Below are 14,960 nucleotides of genomic sequence, written 5' to 3' on the forward strand. Positions count from 1 at the left end.
TCTCCATGAACAACTGGCGGAAGTCCTCCTACTCAGGCGAAGGCGATGGCAACAACTGCGTGGAGATCGCGACCTCCCCCACCCACATAGCCGTCCGTGACTCAAAGGCCCGAGCCTCCCGCGCCCTCACCTTCCCGACCGAAGCCTTCGCACCCTTCCTGGCCACCGTGAAGGACTACTCCACCGTCACCGACTTCGCCAGGTTCCGAGGCTGATCCACCTCGTTGCCCCGAGCCGTAGCCAGCTCACACGCGAACACCTGCAACGGCACGGTAGCGACGAGCGGCTGAAGCAAGGTCGGCGTAGCCGGAATGCGGATCAAGTGATCCGCGTACGGCACCACCGCCTCGTCCCCCTCCTCCGCGATGACGATCGTCCGCGCACCCCGCGCCCGGATCTCCTGGATGTTGGACACGATCTTGTCGTGGAGGACGGACCGCCCCCGAGCCGAGGGCACGACCACAACAACAGGCACATCGTCCTCGATCAACGCGATGGGCCCATGCTTCAGCTCACCAGCCGCGAACCCCTCGGCATGCATGTAAGCAAGCTCCTTCAACTTCAGCGCACCCTCAAGAGCCACCGGATACCCCACGTGCCGCCCCAAGAACAGCACCGTGTTCTTGTCGGCGAGCGAACGTGCCAGCTCGCGCACGGGCTCCATCGTCTCCAGTACGCGCTCGACCGCACCGGAGATGTCCGCCAAGTCCCGTACGACGGCCCGAATCTCATCGCCCCACTTGGTACCGCGCACCTGCCCCAGGTACAGGGCGACGAGATAACAGGCGACCAACTGGGTGAGGAACGCCTTGGTGGAGGCAACCGCAACCTCGGGCCCCGCATGCGTGTACAGCACCGCGTCCGACTCGCGCGGGATCGTCGAGCCGTTGGTGTTGCAGATGGCCAGCACCTTGGCACCCTGCTCGCGGGCGTGGCGTAGAGCCATCAAGGTGTCCATGGTCTCGCCGGACTGAGAGATGGCGATGACCAGGGTCCGCGCGTCGAGAATGGGATCCCGATACCGGAACTCGCTGGCCAACTCCACCTCGCACGGAATGCGCGTCCAGTGCTCGATGGCGTACTTGGCGATGAGCCCGGCATGAAATGCCGTACCGCAAGCGACAACAACGACCTTCTCGACTTCCCGCAACGCACTCGCAGGAATCCGCACTTCATCCAGCGTCAGTGAGCCGGCCGCGTCGATACGCCCCAGCAAGGTATCGGCGACAGCCTTGGGCTGCTCGGCGATCTCCTTGAGCATGAAGTAGTCATAGCCCCCCTTTTCCGCGGCCGACACATCCCAGTCGACGTGATACGACCGCGCGTCCCCCGGACTGCCGTCGAAGCCCGTCACCGTGACCCCGTCCCGGCGCAGCTCCACCACCTGGTCCTGGCCCAACTCGATCGCAGACCGCGTGTGGGCGATGAACGCGGCGACGTCCGAGGCGAGAAAGGCCTCGCCCTCTCCAACACCCACCACGAGCGGCGAGTTCCGCCGCGCCCCGACGACGACGTCCGGCTCGTCGGCATGCACGGCGACGAGCGTGAACGCCCCTTCGAGCCGCCGGCAGACGAGCCGCATGGCCTCGGCGAGATCGGCACACGCGGAGAACTCCTCGGCGAGCAGATGCGCGACGACCTCGGTGTCGGTCTCGGAGGCCAGTTCATGCCCGCGCTCGGCCAACTCCGCCCGCAGACAGGCGAAGTTCTCGATGATCCCGTTGTGGACGACGGCGACGCGCCCGGCGTTGTCGAGATGCGGATGGGCGTTGGCGTCGGTGGGCCCGCCGTGGGTGGCCCACCGGGTGTGCCCGATGCCCGTGCCGCCACTAGGCAACGGCCGCTCAACGAGCTGCTTCTCAAGATTGACGAGCTTCCCGGCCTTCTTGGCACCGGCCAGCCCACCGTCCGCGAGCACGGCCACCCCGGCCGAGTCATACCCCCGGTACTCCAGCCGCTTCAGCCCGGCCATCACGACGTCGAGAGCCGACTGCGACCCCACGTAACCCACGATTCCGCACATGTGCCGCAGCCTACGATCGAACACAGGCCACACCCGTGCACCGCGTGCCCGATATCGGAAATTCCCGGAGCCGCGGGTGACGTGGCTCAGCCGAGCTTGGCGAGCTGCGCGTCGATGATCTCCGTGGGGAAGTCGTAGTCCTTGCCGGTGGAGGCCGAGGCGAAGTTGACGGCGGGGACGTAGACGACGGTGGAGCCCTTGCGGACGACGACGGCCTTCATCGGCGCCTTCAAACCGGCGTCCACGGTCGTCGTCAGGGCGAGCGCCTCGTCCGCTCCCTCGGGCGCCGCGGTCTTGGTCACCTTGAGGGCGTCGCTCTTCGTGCCGGTCACGGTGTAGGAGAACCCGGCGGCGCACTTGCCCACGGCCGCGTCGAGATCCTTCATGACCTGCTCGGCGCCGCCGTCCTCCTACGCGGCCAGCGTGATGACGGCCGGCTCAAGGTCAAGGGTGGCGAGGAACTGGTCCTCCTCACTCGCCCCGGCGGCGGGCTTCGCGACATCGCCCTTCCACGTCCGCTTCACCGTGGCCACCGGCTTGCCGCAGGAACCGGACTGGAGATACGCCAGCGGCACACAGGCCGCATCCTCAAAAGCCGCTACCACCATCGATCGAACATGATCCACAAATCAGGATCCACCGCACGAAGCCCCAGCACTCCACTTTCAGTTCGTACCTGAATCGCCCCGCACGCTCCGCACAACAACACGATGAACGTGGTGTGCCCCGCCGACTCATTGGCCTTCCGGAGCGGGGAAACGCCGACGCTTCAGCCTGACCAAGTCATCCAGGTCTTCCGGGCGTTGCCCGTCAGCCGAGCTTCGCGTCCTGGGCCTCGATCAGGGCGGCCGGCACCTCGAAGTCGCCGCTGGACACAGTGAAGGCCGGGTTGCCGGTTCCGAACTGAGCGAGAGTGCTGCCGTGCCGGAACACCACAGCCCTTGTCGGGCCCATCAGATCACCCTCCTCCTGGGGCCGCACGGTGAAGGCGACGGCCTCGTCGCCCGCTTCCGGTGCGGCGTCCACACTCACCTTGTCGATGCTGAAAGACGAGAACCCCCCGCCGCACACGGCGATCCCGCTCCTAAGCGCCTTGAGCACCGCCCGCGCCTGGTCCGGGCTGTCGTACGAGGCGAGAGTCACCATGGTGTTGGTAGTGGTGAACGCCGCGTCCAGCTCCTCCTCGGAGCCCGCGGCGGCGATAGCGTCGTCGTCGAGGTCAGACGTCACCCGGCGCTGCGCGGTGGCCGCCGGGTCACCCATGGCCACCCCCTCCGTGACCTGGCTGAGCGGAGCGCAGTCCTCCTCGGCCGTACGCACGTCATGTTGGGTGAACACCTCGACCGCTTTGAGCTTCCTGACACCGAACCCCTTGAGATCACTCGCGGCCAGAGCCAGCTTGTCCAGGCGAGCGGCGGCGAGCGCCTTGGACGCACTCCGGGTGCTCGAACTTGAAGGGGAGGCGGGGCCCGCAGTCCCCGCGCCACTCTCTCTACTGGAACTGGTGGAGCCGCCGCATCCGGCGATCAGGGCAAGCGGAAGTACCACGGCCGCAAAAACACCGGTACGAGTGTGGGTGCGGGGACGACTGCGGGGTATTCCGGAACTGTTCATGATGGGCTGCATTTACTTTCCCTGCCGTACCAACAACGACTGACACATTGCCGGTCAGAATTTGACGTGAATCCTCCCTCTCGAGCAGCCCAAATCTGGATGGTGCCAGAGTCTTCCCGTCAGTCTGATGGAATCGTCGCGATCGTCACCTGTCCATCCATCAGGCATTCAATGAGTACCGAACCGCCAAGCGGGTGGATCCAGAAGTGCGGTCCGGCGTCCAGGATATCCTGCGCATGTCTCACTGCGACATCCGCAGGCATGGTCACGGTCGGCATCACATAATTTCCCCAAATAATGGCGATCCGTTCCCCCCGCTGCACGTACGGGGAAAGCAATTCCGCCGCCATCCTCGTCCAGTGCTCCTCATCGTCCCACCAAAGGCGGTCTTCGTACGAAGTAGATTCGAAGTCAATTACGTCGCCGCTGGCGGCAGGGAACCTGCTCAGGCTCGCTGCTGCCAGTTCACTGTTCTCGGCGAGATCCAACTTCACAACCTGGCGGCCGTCATCGTCGCGGGGGTCGTTCATGAAGTCCGGAAGGTATTCCGGGTGACTCGCATAGGAACTACTTCCAGTCATACATTCCGCCTCAGCCAAGTCAAAATGCTCCCACCGGGGAACCTTATCGCCGTTTTGCGAACCAACGCACCCTTACCCGTCATCACATTGATGTGCGTGCCAATTCTTGGGTCGGTGTCCAAGCGGAACGATCTGTAATTCCCGCCACTGGTCGCAGTGAACCCCGTATCCCTACCAAAGGTATCGACCGCAGACTCCATCGTCCCCTGCCGTCGTTGCCACGAACCGGCATCAATGGGTCCCACGATGTCCATCGCCTGGTTTCTGGCCTGTTCGAACGAGCCTGCGTCCAAGACGACCTCGCTGCGGGGATTCTCCGGATCGCATCTGCAGAGCTCGGAGTGCCCGGGTTGTGACCCACCACAGTTGTGGACGAGAACCGAGGCATCACCCGCCAGCACGTAGTACGTGTGGAGGTCGCTGACAGTGAGGTTATGGACGGTGGTCTGCTGGGCGGTCCAGCGCTCGATGGCGGTGATCTGGACATACGTGCCGGCACCGGTCTGCAGCCGATGCCCCGCAGCCAGTTGGTTGGCGTCGACCCACTTGCCGAGTTCCGGGACCCAGATGGGATGCCCGTCGGTCGCGGTCACCGAGGCCACGGCGTCGCCCTTGTCACCGTCGATGTCGATGGTGACCTTGACCAGGTGCTTGACGCCGTCGCCCTTGAGTGACGTCACCGGCGACGCCAAGCCCGACCTCTTCGTCATCGACCAGTTCGACGACCTCCGTCTCTACCCGGCCCCCAGCAACGGCGACATCCACGCCTCCCTGCCCGCCGCGCACGACGAGGGAGCGGTCCTCGCGGAGGACGACGCCTACGACAACTACTGGACCGGCGCGCTCATCACCCACAACGGCGACTTCCTGCCCGGCGACGGCATCCAGGACCTCGTCGCCCGGATGCCCGACGGCAAGCTCTACGTCTACCCGGGCGACGGCTACGGCAGCGTCGACATCAACCGGCAGACGGAGATCCAGCTCCCCGCCGACGCCCCCGACCCGGCCGACCTCGACCAGATCCTCGCCGTCGGCGACGTCGACAACGACAAGCGGCCCGACCTCTTCGCCATCGTCGGCGACCAGTACTGGGCCTTCCTCGGCTACACGGGCGGTACGTTCTCCCGTGCCGTCCTCCAGAACGACGGCCCCTGGCTCGACCGCGAGCTGGTCTCGCTCGGCGACCACAACGCGGACGACGTGGTCGACCTGCTCTACCGCAGCATCCCTTCCGGCCGCCTCCTGCTCCGCTACGGCAAGTCCGACGGCAACGGCGGCACCTCCCTCGCCTCCCTCGCCGTCTCCACCAGCTCCCTCAACGGCTCGGACACCGAGTACGCGGCCTCCGGCTGGACGACATCGAGCGTCCGTCTCCTCATGGGCGGCCCGGACGTCAACCTGGACGGCATCCCGGACATGTGGGCGGTCATGAACGACGACCTGGGCACGGTCCGCTTCTACCGGGGCGGCAAGACGGCGGTCGGCGCGTACACGACGGTGGTGAGCAGCGGCTGGACGGAGAAGGGGGCGGTCGGCTGACCAGCCGGAAACATGGACGTGGGGGGTGGCGTGACGCACCCCACCCCCCACCCCGTCCACACTCCCGTAACAATGGACTGTGATCTCTCCGGTCTCCTCGATGCCCCGGAGCGCCCACCGGCAGCGGCCGGAGGCGACTCCCTACGTCGACCTCACCCGTGCCGAGTGGAGTGCGCTGCGCGACAAGACGCCGCTCCCCCTCACCGCCGAGGAGGTCGAGAAGCTGCGTGGTCTGGGCGATGTCATCGACCTCGACGAGGTGCGGGACATCTACCTCCCGCTCTCCCGGCTCCTCAATCTGTACGTCGGCGCCACCGACGGGCTGCGAGGTGCGCTCAACACCTTCCTGGGCGAACAGGGCACCCAGACCGGCACCCCGTTCGTCATAGGGGTCGCGGGGTCCGTGGCCGTCGGGAAATCCACCGTCGCCCGGCTTCTCCAGGCCCTGCTCTCCCGCTGGCCCGAACACCCGCGCGTAGAACTGGTGACCACGGACGGTTTCCTGCTCCCCACCGCCGAGCTGACCTCCCGCGGCCTCATGTCGCGGAAAGGTTTCCCCGAGTCGTACGACCGTCGGGCCCTGACCCGCTTCGTCGCCGACATCAAGGCGGGCAAGGACGAGGTCACGGCCCCCGTCTATTCCCACCTCATCTACGACATCGTCCCCGGCGAGAAGCTCACGGTCCGCCGCCCCGACATCCTGATCGTCGAGGGCCTGAACGTCCTCCAGCCCGCCCTCCCCGGCAGCGACGGCCGCACCCGCGTCGGCCTCGCCGACTACTTCGACTTCAGCGTGTACGTCGACGCCCGGCCCGAGGACATCGAGCGCTGGTACCTGAACCGCTTCCGGCGGCTGCGCGAGACGGCGTTCCAGAACCCCTCCTCGTACTTCCGCAAGTACACCCAGGTGTCCGAGGAGGAGGCCCTCGACTACGCCCGCACCACCTGGCGCACCATCAACAAGGTGAACCTCCTGGAGAACGTGGCCCCCACACGCGGCCGCGCCACCCTGATCATCCGCAAGGGCCCGGACCACAAGGTGCAGCGCCTCAGCCTGCGCAAGCTGTAATGCCGTAGCCGTACCCTGCCCCCATGCTCCACCTACGCCTCATCACCCCCGCCGACCGAACCAACGACGTGGTCCGCCTGATCGAGAAGACGGTCGGCACCACCCACCTGGTCGTCCTGCCCGGCGCCGCCCGCAACCCCGCCGGGGACGTCGTGATGTGTGACGTGGCCCGGGAGGCCGGTGACGAACTCATCGGCGGACTGCGGGCATTGGACCTCGACGCGACCGGTTCGATCGCCGTGGAGAACATCGACCTGTCGCTCTCCAAGCGCGCCGACAAGGCGGAGGAGGAGGCTCCCGGCGAGGGTGCGGACGCGGTCCTCTGGGAGCATCTCGCGGACGCGTCGCACGAGGAGTCGACGCTCTCGATCACGTACGTCGCCTTCATCACGCTCGCCACGATGATCGCGGCCTGCGGTGTGGTCCTCGACAACGCGATCCTGATCGTCGGCGCGATGGCGGTGGGCCCGGAGTTCGGCCCGCTGGCCGGTCTGAGCACCGCTCTCGTACGGCGTCGGCCGAGGCTGGCGGCGCGCTCGCTCACCGCACTGCTCGTGGGCTTCGCGGCGGCGATGGCGGTGACGGTCGCCTTCAGTTTCTTCATGGACGCCGTCGGCCTGTTCAGCGAGGCCCAGCTGGAGGCGGACCGCCCCAACACCGGCTTCGTCTACGCCTACGACTGGTTCTCGTTCGTCGTGGCGGTCCTGGCAGGCGCCGCCGGCACCCTCTCCCTGACCTCGGCGAAGTCCGGCGCCCTGGTGGGCGTCGCCATCTCGGTGACCACGATCCCGGCCGCCGCGAACGCGGCCGTGGCCCTGAGCTACGGCGACACCACCCAGACCTGGGGCTCCACGGTCCAGCTGCTGCTGAACCTCCTGGGCATCGTCCTGGCCGCCACCCTCACGCTCCTGGCCCAGAAGTGGTTCTGGACCAGGCAGCGCCGGAGAACCGAAACCTGGTAAAGGCCCTACGAGTTGAGCTGCGTCCACATCCAGGCCCCGCCCACCCGCACATAGAGCCGCTCGGAGGCGGTGTCCACCGCCATGGTCCCGTCGAGGGGCGTCCTGGTGAAGGAGGCATCGGTGACGGGTCCTGCGACCAGACGCAGCGGTGGGCCCGGCTGGTTGCGGGTGGGGATGGTGCCGCTGGCCTGTCCGCCGGTGCTGCCGTAGCAGTTCTCCACCAGGAAGTCGCCCGTGCTGCTCGCCTCGTAGTAGAGGTGCGTACCGGTCGGCTTGGTGCCGTACAGACCGACGACGTCACGGAGTACGGCGGTCGCGCCGGTCCCCGCGTAGACGAGCACACCCGAGTTGACGGTGGCCGTCGCGCCGTTGGCGATGAGGACGTTCTCCAGCGAACTGGCCGTCGCGGCCCAGGAGATGATGTTCTGCGGGGTGGAGTAGCCGGTGGCGAAGCCGCCCGCGTAGGCGTAGATGTTGCTCGCGTGGACGTGCTTGCAGGAGGCGTCGGCCTTGAGGTGGGGGCCGCCCTGCAACTGCGAGGTCTCGAACTTGCAGTCCGTCAGATGGACCCCGTTGGGGTTGTTGGTGGCCGCCGGGCCCTGGGTGATCCACAGCGCGCCGGTGCCGAACGCCTCCAGACGGCAGCCGGTGAAGTGGATCTGGTTGATGTTGTCGGTGCTGTGCCCCCAGGCTCCGGCGGTGGCCGTGGAGGTGTTGCGCAGCCATATGTTGGGGTGGGCGGTGCTTCCCGCGGGCCCCGTGGACGACTCGATCACCAGGTTGTAGAACCGTGAGTCCCAGAACTCCACGGCGTCGACGCAGATGTCCTGGTTGCTCGTCATGAAGACGTCGCGGAAGTAGCAGTTGTCGGCGTAGTACAGCTCCAGCAGCTTCCCGGTCTTCCCGTTGCCGTTGAAGCCGAGGTTGTCGACGGAGCAGTAACGCCGGTGTGTGGCACCGGTCTTGTCGGCGCCGGCCCCCGACATCCGCAGCAACAGCCCGTCGGCGCCCTTCACCAGCATCGCGGCCTTGCTGTTCGCGCCCACGAGCCGGACGTTGTTCCCGGTGACCGTCAGTGCGGGGGTGTCGCCCGAGGGCTTGACCAGGTACTTGCCCCCGGGCAGGTAGACGGTCCCGCCCCCGGCCGACGCAGCCGCCGTGATCGCGGCCTGGACGGCGGCGGTGTCGTCGGTGGCGCCGTCCCCGACGGCCCCGTACTCCTTGACGTCGAACCAGTCCGAGGCGACGCCGGCGGCGGCAGGCGTCGCCGCCCCGACGACGATCCCCGCGCCGACCGTTCCGACGGCCCCCGTCAGAAACGCCCGCCGTCTCGCGACACCGCTCGACTGCTGCTCCGTACCCATACCGGCCCCCTGTGGTTCACGCATGACGTCGATGATCAGACCGGGTGATCGTAACGGCGGCGGTGTGACAGGTTCAGGGAAACGATCCGTCGCGGCGGCCAGGATCAGGGCACCGGCGGGGACGACCCCGGCGCGACCAGTCCGCTCTGGTAGGCCGCGGCGACCGCCTGAGCCCTGTCCCGCATGCCGAGCTTCAGGAGGATCCGCCCGATGTGGGTCTTGACCGTCGCCTCGCCGATGAACAGATGGGCGGCGATCTCGGCGTTGGAGAGCCCGTGCGCGACCAGCACGAGGACCTCGCGCTCCCGGCCGGTGAGCGCGGCCAGTTCCTCGGGGGCCGGTCTGATCCGCTCCGGCCGGGCGGCGAACTCGGCCAGCAGACCGGCGGTCACCGCGGGATCCAGCCAGCCGTCACCGGCGGCGAGCGCCCGGACCGCGCTCACCAGCTCGCCGGGGGCCGCGTCCTTGAGCAGGAAGCCGGAGGCTCCGGCGCGCAGCGCCTGGTAGACGGCCTCACTGACGTTGTACGTCGTCAGCACGAGCACCCGTGCCTCGCCGGGGAAGGCGTCGGCGGTGATCCGCCGGGTCGCCTCGACCCCGTCCGTGCCGGGCATCCGTACGTCCATGACGACGACCGTGGGGCGCAGTTCGGCCGCGAGGGCCATGGCCTGCGCGCCGTCGGCGGCCTCGCCCACCACCTCGATGCCGTCCTCGCCGGTGAGCAGCATGGCGAGCGCGGACCGCACCATCGCCTGGTCGTCCGCGAGCAGTACCCGGATCATGACGCGGCCTCCTGCCGGAAGTGTCCCTGGGTCGGCAGGGTGGCGGCGACGCGGAAGCCGCCGTCCCCGGTGGGACCGGCGTCGAACGTGCCGCCGCAGCCGGCGACCCGCTCCCGCAGCCCCATCAGCCCGTGCCCGGTGGAGAGTTCGGAGCGGGCGGTCGCCGGGATGCCCCGCCCGTCGTCGCCGACCTCGATCCGCAGTCGGCCGCCGGACCCGTGCCAGTCGAGGCGTACGACCGTGGCCGCGCCGGGGCCCGCGTGCTTGGCCGCGTTGGTCAACGCCTCCTGCACCAGCCGGTACGCGGTCAGGTCGACGCTCCTGGTGAGCACGGCGGGGACACCGGTCACCTCCACCTGGGCGTCGAGACCCGCCTGCCGCACCCCGTTCAGGAGCGGGTCCAGGTCGGCGAGCCCGAAGCCCGGCCCCTCGGCGGCGAACCGCTCGCCGTCGGTGCGCAGCACCAGCAGCATGTGCCGCAGCTCGGCGACGGCTGTCCTGCCGCTCGACTCGATCTGGTCGAGGGCCTGCTCGACCCGGTCCGGGTCGGTCCGCAGCACCCGGCGGGCACCACCCGCCTGCAACACCATGACGGTGACCGCGTTGGCGACGATGTCGTGCAACTCCCGTGCCGTGCGCGCCCGTTCGGACAAGACCGCCTCCTGGGCGCGGGCCAGCGCGAGCCTGTCCCGGAGGGCCGCGGCCCGCCCCGCCCGCGCCCACCGGCCGACGGCCCACACCTCCAGGTTGAGCAGCCCGTAGAAGCAGGCCACCCCGATCAGGGAGGTGAGCCGCTCCTCGGCGGGTACGTCGGCGAGCGCCGCCCGCACCGAGAGCGCCACCGGCACCGTCACCGAGGCCAGCGCGAGCCCTGCCCACCGGGCGTTCCCGAGGGCCGCGACGGTGTAGAGCGCGACGAGCAGGGCCAGGGTCGGGCTGTAGTCGAACATCTCGGCGGCGGTGAGGAGTTCACCACCGAGAGCGTGCGCCCACACGTAGCCGAACACCGCGCGGGGCGCCCGCCGCCGGGCCGAGAGTGCCGCGTAGCCGAGGACGGCGTACCCGACGGTGACCAGTCGGTCGGCGAGGCCGACGTGCGGGAGGGCGAAGTCCGAGAAGAGGAACAGGTCGGGCAGCAGCAGGGCGGTGGCCAGCACCGAGTCCTGGACGGCGGGGGCCGCCCGGTACAGCCTGCCGAGGGCGCCTTGGGTCCCGGTCATCACGGTCCGGTCGGCGGGTGCGACTCGTCGGGACGCGGCGGGTGCGGCAGGCAGAGGCGGATGACCCGGCAGGGCCCGCCCGCGAACGCGTCGAGCCGGTCCTCGCTCAGCGCGGTCAGGCCCGCCTCACGGGGCCGGGCGGGCACCGGCGAGTCGTAGCCGAGTCCGCGCATCGCCGCCCACAGGTCGCCGCTCTCGGCGAGCAGTGCCTCGGTCAGCCGGCGCTGGGTGAAGGGCTCGGCGCGCACCACGTAGCGGGACCGCTCCGCGAGCCGGACCACGCTCGCCGTCACACCCGGCCCGGGTTCGAGCTGCTCCACGTCGGCCACCGCGATCCGCTCCACCGGCCCGCTCCCGGCGGGCACCGGGGTGATCACGGCGACCAGCGCCCCCTGCGGCTCGGTGAGGAGCTGGGGCGGATCTGGGACAAGGAGGGCGTCCCGGTCGACGAGGAGCGCCCTGGCACCGATGGGTTCGAGGGTGACGTCCACGGCTGTGACCAGTGCGGTTGTCTCACCCATGGGGTCGTTCGAGTCACTCATGGCTCCATGGAACCGCCTCGGAGCCAGGCAGAAACGTACACCCTGGGTCGTACGCGGCTAATCCACCCCAGAGTGGACGCGAGGGCGGCCTCGATACGCGCATTCTCATGACTGTCGGAAACGCGTCCGACGACGAGAAAGAACGGGGAGCCGACCATGGGTTTCCAGGTCAAGTTCTACCAACTGCGGTGCATCGAGACCGAGGACAACGGCGAGGACGAGCTGTGGGTGGACTTCCGCGGCCAGCGCGTCTGGGGTCGCGGCGACATCAACAACGGCGCGGTCATCAACGTCAACAACGGGCCGTTCACGATGGTCAACAGCGGGGCCGACGTCGTCTCCATGTGGGACAGGGACGACTTCGACCCGGACGACCACCTGGGCGACTTCCACATCAGTACGGGCGTCTCGGGCCGCGGTGAGCAGGTCGCCGTGTTCCGCAACAACGGGGCCCACTACACCCTCACCTACGAGGTGCGGCCGGACAACTGGTAGACCGTTCCGCAGGGTGTCCGGGATCGCCACGGCGTTCCCGGACACCATCGACGTCCTTAACCGAGCGCGGACTTCACCACATCCGCCAACCGCCCGGCCACAGACCGGGCCTGGTCGATGTCCGCCGCCTCGACCATCACCCGGACCAACGGCTCGGTCCCGGAAGGCCGGAGCAACACCCGCCCGGTGGCCCCGAGTTCACGCTCGGCGTCGGCGACCGCGGAGGCCAACTCCGCAGAAGACCCCACCCGAGTCCGGTCAACGTCCGGCACGTTCACCAGCACCTGCGGCAACCGCTCCATGACCGCGGCGAGGTCCTTCAGCGTACGACCGGTCTGCGCGACCCGGGCCGCAAGGAGCAGCCCCGTCAGCGTCCCGTCGCCCGTGGTCGCGTGGTCCGAGATGATCACGTGCCCGGACTGCTCGCCGCCCAGCGCGTACCCGTGCTCCTTCATCTCCTCCAGCACATACCGGTCCCCGACCGCCGTCTGGATCAGGGACAGCCCCTCCCGCTCCAGCGCCAGTTTGAAGCCCAGGTTCGACATCACGGTCGCGACAACGGTGTCGGCCCGCAGTACGCCCCGCTCCCGCATCGCCAGCGCGAGTACGGCCATGATCTGGTCGCCGTCCACCTCCTCGCCGGTGTGGTCGACGGCGAGGCAGCGGTCGGCGTCGCCGTCGTGGGCGATGCCGAGGTCGGCGCCGTGTTCGAGGACGGCGGCCTGGAGCTTGCCGAGGTGGGTGGAGCCGCAGCCGTCGTTGATGTTGAGGCCGTCCGGCTCCGCGCCGATGGTGACGATCTCGGCGCCGGCCCGCGTGAACGCCTCGGGCGAGACCAGACTGGCGGCGCCGTGCGCCTCGTCGAGGACGACCTTGAGACCGTCGAGACGGTTCGGGAGCACGCCGACGAGATGGGTGACGTACTGCTCGAAGCCCTCGTCGTACGTCCGTACGCGCCCCACGCCGCCGCCGGTCGGGCGGTCCCAGGGAGCGCCGGTGCGGTGCTCCTCGTACACCGCCTCGATCCGCTCCTCCAGGTCGTCGTCGAGCTTGTGGCCGCCGCGGGCCAGGAACTTGACGCCGTTGTCCGGCATGGCGTTGTGGCTGGCGGAGAGCATCACGCCGAGGTCCGCGCCGAGTTCGGCGGTGAGGAACGCGACCGCCGGGGTGGGCAGCACGCCGACCAGCAGGACGTCGACGCCCGCGCTGGCGAGGCCCGCGACCACGGCGGCCTCCAGGAACTCTCCTGACGCACGTGGGTCCCGTCCGACCACGGCGACCGGCCGGTGGCCCTCGAACGAACCCGCCTCGGCGAGTACATGGGCCGCCGCCACGGACAGACCGAGGGCCATCTCGGCCGTCAGATCCGCGTTGGCGACACCGCGCACGCCGTCCGTGCCGAAGAGTCGTCCCACTGGTGTCCTCCGAAGATGCTGAGAATGTGCGGCTCGTGCCGAGTGTCCATGCCGGACCTGGCTACGTATATCCCCTGTGCCTGTTTCCAGGCTGTAGGGGACGTTCCTCAAACCTGTGCCGTAAGCCTGTGATAAGCAATGCCCCCGGTAAACGAACCGCCCCGACGGCACGGAAAGTGCCGCCGGGGCGAAACGTACGGAGAACAGCGAAGCGACAGTGTTTAGCGCTTGCTGTACTGCGGGGCCTTGCGGGCCTTCTTGAGACCGGCCTTCTTGCGCTCGACCGCACGGTCGTCGCGACGGAGGAAGCCGGCCTTCTTGAGGGCGCCGCGGTTGTTGTCCACGTCGGCCTCGTTCAGCGCGCGGGCCACGCCGAGGCGCAGGGCACCGGCCTGACCGGAGACACCGCCACCCGAGATGCGGGCGACGACGTCGTAGCGGCCTTCGAGCTCGAGCACCTTGAAGGGCTCGTTGACTTCCTGCTGGTGCACCTTGTTGGGGAAGTAGTCCTCGAGGGTGCGACCGTTGATCTTCCACTTTCCGGTGCCCGGGACGATCCGGACGCGGGCGATGGCGTTCTTGCGACGGCCCAGGCCGGCCGCCGGCTGCGGGTCGCCGAAGCGGCCCGCGAGCGACTCGGAGGTGTACTCGCCCTCGACGGGCACCTCGGACTCGGTGGTGTAGCTCTCGACGTCGGCGTTCTCGAACTCGACATCGGCGGTCTCGTCGAGCGGCTGCTCGACAGTGGTCTCGGCCACGATTCTCCTCAGAATTCTCTACGTCTTAGGGGGTGGCCGGAACTACTGCGCGACCTGGGTGATCTCGAACGGCACCGGCTGCTGGGCAGCGTGGGGGTGCTGGTCGCCCGAGTAGACCTTCAGCTTCGACAGGCACTGACGGCCCAGGGTGTTCTTGGGGATCATGCCCTTGATGGCCTTCTCGACGGCCTTCTCGGGGTTCTTCGCCAGCAGCTCGTCGTAACGGACGGAGCGCAGACCGCCCGGGTAACCGGAGTGGCGGTAGGCCAGCTTCTGGGTCTTCTTGTTGCCGGAGAGGTGCACCTTGTCCGCGTTGATGATGATGACGAAGTCACCGGCATCGACGTGGGGGGCGTAAATCGGCTTGTGCTTGCCCCGCAGGATGTTCGCGGCAGTGGTGGCAAGACGGCCCAGGACGACATCCTGGGCGTCGATGACGTACCACTGGCGAGTGATGTCGCCGGGCTTAGGGCTGAACGTACGCACTTCGTAGCCTTCGCTTCTTCAGTGGATGGGTCCTGACACATGGCATCACTGAAGCGATCGTGCAGCTGGGGACGACAGTGCCGGGAACGATGCCCGTATGCCGCCCACTG

General features: G+C 68.4%; 18 protein-coding genes. 5 read left to right on the forward strand and 13 right to left on the reverse strand.

Annotated features, from left to right (window positions below; translation table 11 throughout):
* The first annotated feature begins 5 nt into the window (after window positions 1-5).
* Entirely contained in the window at window positions 6-215 is a 210-nt protein-coding gene (locus OG787_RS17675; protein WP_405535711.1) for a DUF397 domain-containing protein, read from the forward strand.
* On the opposite strand, the gene glmS is transcribed toward OG787_RS17675, so the two are convergent.
* From glmS to OG787_RS17705, 6 genes are all read right to left on the reverse strand, one after another.
* A complete protein-coding gene (gene glmS / locus OG787_RS17680) occupies window positions 176-2,023 on the reverse strand; it encodes a glutamine--fructose-6-phosphate transaminase (isomerizing) (protein WP_405535712.1) in 1,848 nt (615 codons plus the stop codon). The genes OG787_RS17675 and glmS overlap by 40 nt on opposite strands.
* Before the next feature lie 86 nt (window positions 2,024-2,109).
* Window positions 2,110-2,409 carry a hypothetical protein gene (locus tag OG787_RS17685; protein ID WP_369030583.1) on the reverse strand — a complete coding sequence of 100 codons (300 nt, stop codon included), beginning with the start codon at window positions 2,407-2,409 and terminating at the stop codon, window positions 2,110-2,112.
* A 24-nt stretch (window positions 2,410-2,433) separates the two neighbouring features.
* A complete protein-coding gene (locus OG787_RS17690; protein WP_369030582.1) occupies window positions 2,434-2,631 on the reverse strand; it encodes a hypothetical protein in 198 nt (65 codons plus the stop codon).
* 202 nt (window positions 2,632-2,833) lie between these two features.
* Window positions 2,834-3,571, reverse strand: a complete 738-nt coding sequence (locus tag OG787_RS17695) for a hypothetical protein (RefSeq protein ID WP_405535713.1) — start codon at window positions 3,569-3,571, stop codon at window positions 2,834-2,836.
* Between the two features lie 185 nt (window positions 3,572-3,756).
* Entirely contained in the window at window positions 3,757-4,236 is a 480-nt protein-coding gene (locus tag OG787_RS17700) for a hypothetical protein (RefSeq protein ID WP_369030580.1), read from the reverse strand.
* Entirely contained in the window at window positions 4,215-4,898 is a 684-nt protein-coding gene (locus tag OG787_RS17705) for a polymorphic toxin-type HINT domain-containing protein (RefSeq protein ID WP_405535714.1), read from the reverse strand. Before OG787_RS17705 ends, OG787_RS17700 begins: the two co-directional genes overlap by 22 nt.
* Between OG787_RS17705 and OG787_RS17710 the strand changes: the two genes are divergently transcribed.
* The 3 genes from OG787_RS17710 to OG787_RS17720 all read left to right on the forward strand — a co-directional run bounded on the left by OG787_RS17710 (window position 4,885) and on the right by OG787_RS17720 (window position 7,788).
* Window positions 4,885-5,757 (forward strand): FG-GAP-like repeat-containing protein, encoded by an 873-nt coding sequence (locus OG787_RS17710; RefSeq protein ID WP_405535715.1) that lies wholly within the window; start codon window positions 4,885-4,887, stop codon window positions 5,755-5,757. The two genes, OG787_RS17705 and OG787_RS17710, sit on opposite strands and share 14 nt — an antisense overlap.
* A gap of 100 nt (window positions 5,758-5,857) precedes the next feature.
* On the forward strand, window positions 5,858-6,826 hold the full coding sequence (coaA, locus tag OG787_RS17715; protein WP_389352688.1) for a type I pantothenate kinase: 969 nt from the start codon (window positions 5,858-5,860) through the stop codon (window positions 6,824-6,826).
* Window positions 6,827-6,849: 23 nt separating this feature from the next.
* Window positions 6,850-7,788 (forward strand): DUF389 domain-containing protein, encoded by a 939-nt coding sequence (locus tag OG787_RS17720; RefSeq protein ID WP_405535716.1) that lies wholly within the window; start codon window positions 6,850-6,852, stop codon window positions 7,786-7,788.
* Between the two features lie 5 nt (window positions 7,789-7,793).
* On the opposite strand, the gene OG787_RS17725 is transcribed toward OG787_RS17720, so the two are convergent.
* The 4 genes from OG787_RS17725 to OG787_RS17740 all read right to left on the reverse strand — a co-directional run bounded on the left by OG787_RS17725 (window position 7,794) and on the right by OG787_RS17740 (window position 11,696).
* Complete coding sequence (locus OG787_RS17725) at window positions 7,794-9,176, reverse strand: glycosyl hydrolase family 28-related protein (RefSeq protein ID WP_405535717.1); 1,383 nt, start codon at window positions 9,174-9,176, stop codon at window positions 7,794-7,796.
* 80 nt (window positions 9,177-9,256) lie between these two features.
* A complete protein-coding gene (locus OG787_RS17730; RefSeq protein WP_369030575.1) occupies window positions 9,257-9,934 on the reverse strand; it encodes a response regulator in 678 nt (225 codons plus the stop codon).
* The gene (locus tag OG787_RS17735) at window positions 9,931-11,154 is read right to left on the reverse strand and encodes a sensor histidine kinase (RefSeq protein ID WP_405535718.1); all 1,224 of its coding nucleotides are present in this window, start codon (window positions 11,152-11,154) and stop codon (window positions 9,931-9,933) included. The genes OG787_RS17730 and OG787_RS17735 overlap by 4 nt, the downstream gene beginning before the upstream one ends.
* Window positions 11,154-11,696, reverse strand: coding sequence for a hypothetical protein (locus tag OG787_RS17740; protein ID WP_405535719.1), 543 nt, complete (start codon window positions 11,694-11,696; stop codon window positions 11,154-11,156). The genes OG787_RS17735 and OG787_RS17740 overlap by 1 nt, the downstream gene beginning before the upstream one ends.
* Window positions 11,697-11,852: 156 nt before the next feature.
* Here OG787_RS17740 and OG787_RS17745 point away from each other — a divergent pair, with 156 nt between their 5' ends.
* Window positions 11,853-12,191: a hypothetical protein gene (locus OG787_RS17745; RefSeq protein ID WP_405535720.1), complete on the forward strand. Its 339-nt coding sequence runs from the start codon at window positions 11,853-11,855 to the stop codon at window positions 12,189-12,191.
* Window positions 12,192-12,247: 56 nt separating this feature from the next.
* On the opposite strand, the gene glmM is transcribed toward OG787_RS17745, so the two are convergent.
* The 3 genes from glmM to rplM form a co-directional block, all read right to left on the reverse strand.
* Window positions 12,248-13,606: a phosphoglucosamine mutase gene (gene glmM / locus OG787_RS17750; protein WP_235475487.1), complete on the reverse strand. Its 1,359-nt coding sequence runs from the start codon at window positions 13,604-13,606 to the stop codon at window positions 12,248-12,250.
* Window positions 13,607-13,827: 221 nt separating this feature from the next.
* Complete coding sequence (rpsI, locus tag OG787_RS17755; RefSeq protein WP_369030571.1) at window positions 13,828-14,364, reverse strand: 30S ribosomal protein S9; 537 nt, start codon at window positions 14,362-14,364, stop codon at window positions 13,828-13,830.
* Between the two features lie 42 nt (window positions 14,365-14,406).
* Window positions 14,407-14,850, reverse strand: coding sequence for a 50S ribosomal protein L13 (gene rplM, locus OG787_RS17760; RefSeq protein WP_235475489.1), 444 nt, complete (start codon window positions 14,848-14,850; stop codon window positions 14,407-14,409).
* Window positions 14,851-14,960 lie beyond the last annotated feature (110 nt).

Source organism: Streptomyces sp. NBC_00075, assembly GCF_045041225.1.
GTDB classification, from domain to species: domain Bacteria; phylum Actinomycetota; class Actinomycetes; order Streptomycetales; family Streptomycetaceae; genus Streptomyces; species Streptomyces adonidis.

Coding starts and splice junctions, on each gene's coding strand:
- OG787_RS17675 (WP_405535711.1), top strand. CDS start 6: ATGAACAACTGGCGGAAGTCCTCCTACTCAGGCGAAGGCGATGGCAAC.
- glmS (WP_405535712.1), bottom strand. CDS start 2,023: ATGTGCGGAATCGTGGGTTACGTGGGGTCGCAGTCGGCTCTCGACGTC.
- OG787_RS17685 (WP_369030583.1), bottom strand. CDS start 2,409: ATGAAGGATCTCGACGCGGCCGTGGGCAAGTGCGCCGCCGGGTTCTCC.
- OG787_RS17690 (WP_369030582.1), bottom strand. CDS start 2,631: ATGGTGGTAGCGGCTTTTGAGGATGCGGCCTGTGTGCCGCTGGCGTAT.
- coaA (WP_389352688.1), top strand. CDS start 5,858: ATGCCCCGGAGCGCCCACCGGCAGCGGCCGGAGGCGACTCCCTACGTC.
- OG787_RS17720 (WP_405535716.1), top strand. CDS start 6,850: ATGCTCCACCTACGCCTCATCACCCCCGCCGACCGAACCAACGACGTG.
- OG787_RS17725 (WP_405535717.1), bottom strand. CDS start 9,176: ATGCGTGAACCACAGGGGGCCGGTATGGGTACGGAGCAGCAGTCGAGC.
- OG787_RS17730 (WP_369030575.1), bottom strand. CDS start 9,934: ATGATCCGGGTACTGCTCGCGGACGACCAGGCGATGGTGCGGTCCGCG.
- OG787_RS17735 (WP_405535718.1), bottom strand. CDS start 11,154: ATGACCGGGACCCAAGGCGCCCTCGGCAGGCTGTACCGGGCGGCCCCC.
- OG787_RS17740 (WP_405535719.1), bottom strand. CDS start 11,696: ATGAGTGACTCGAACGACCCCATGGGTGAGACAACCGCACTGGTCACA.
- OG787_RS17745 (WP_405535720.1), top strand. CDS start 11,853: ATGGGTTTCCAGGTCAAGTTCTACCAACTGCGGTGCATCGAGACCGAG.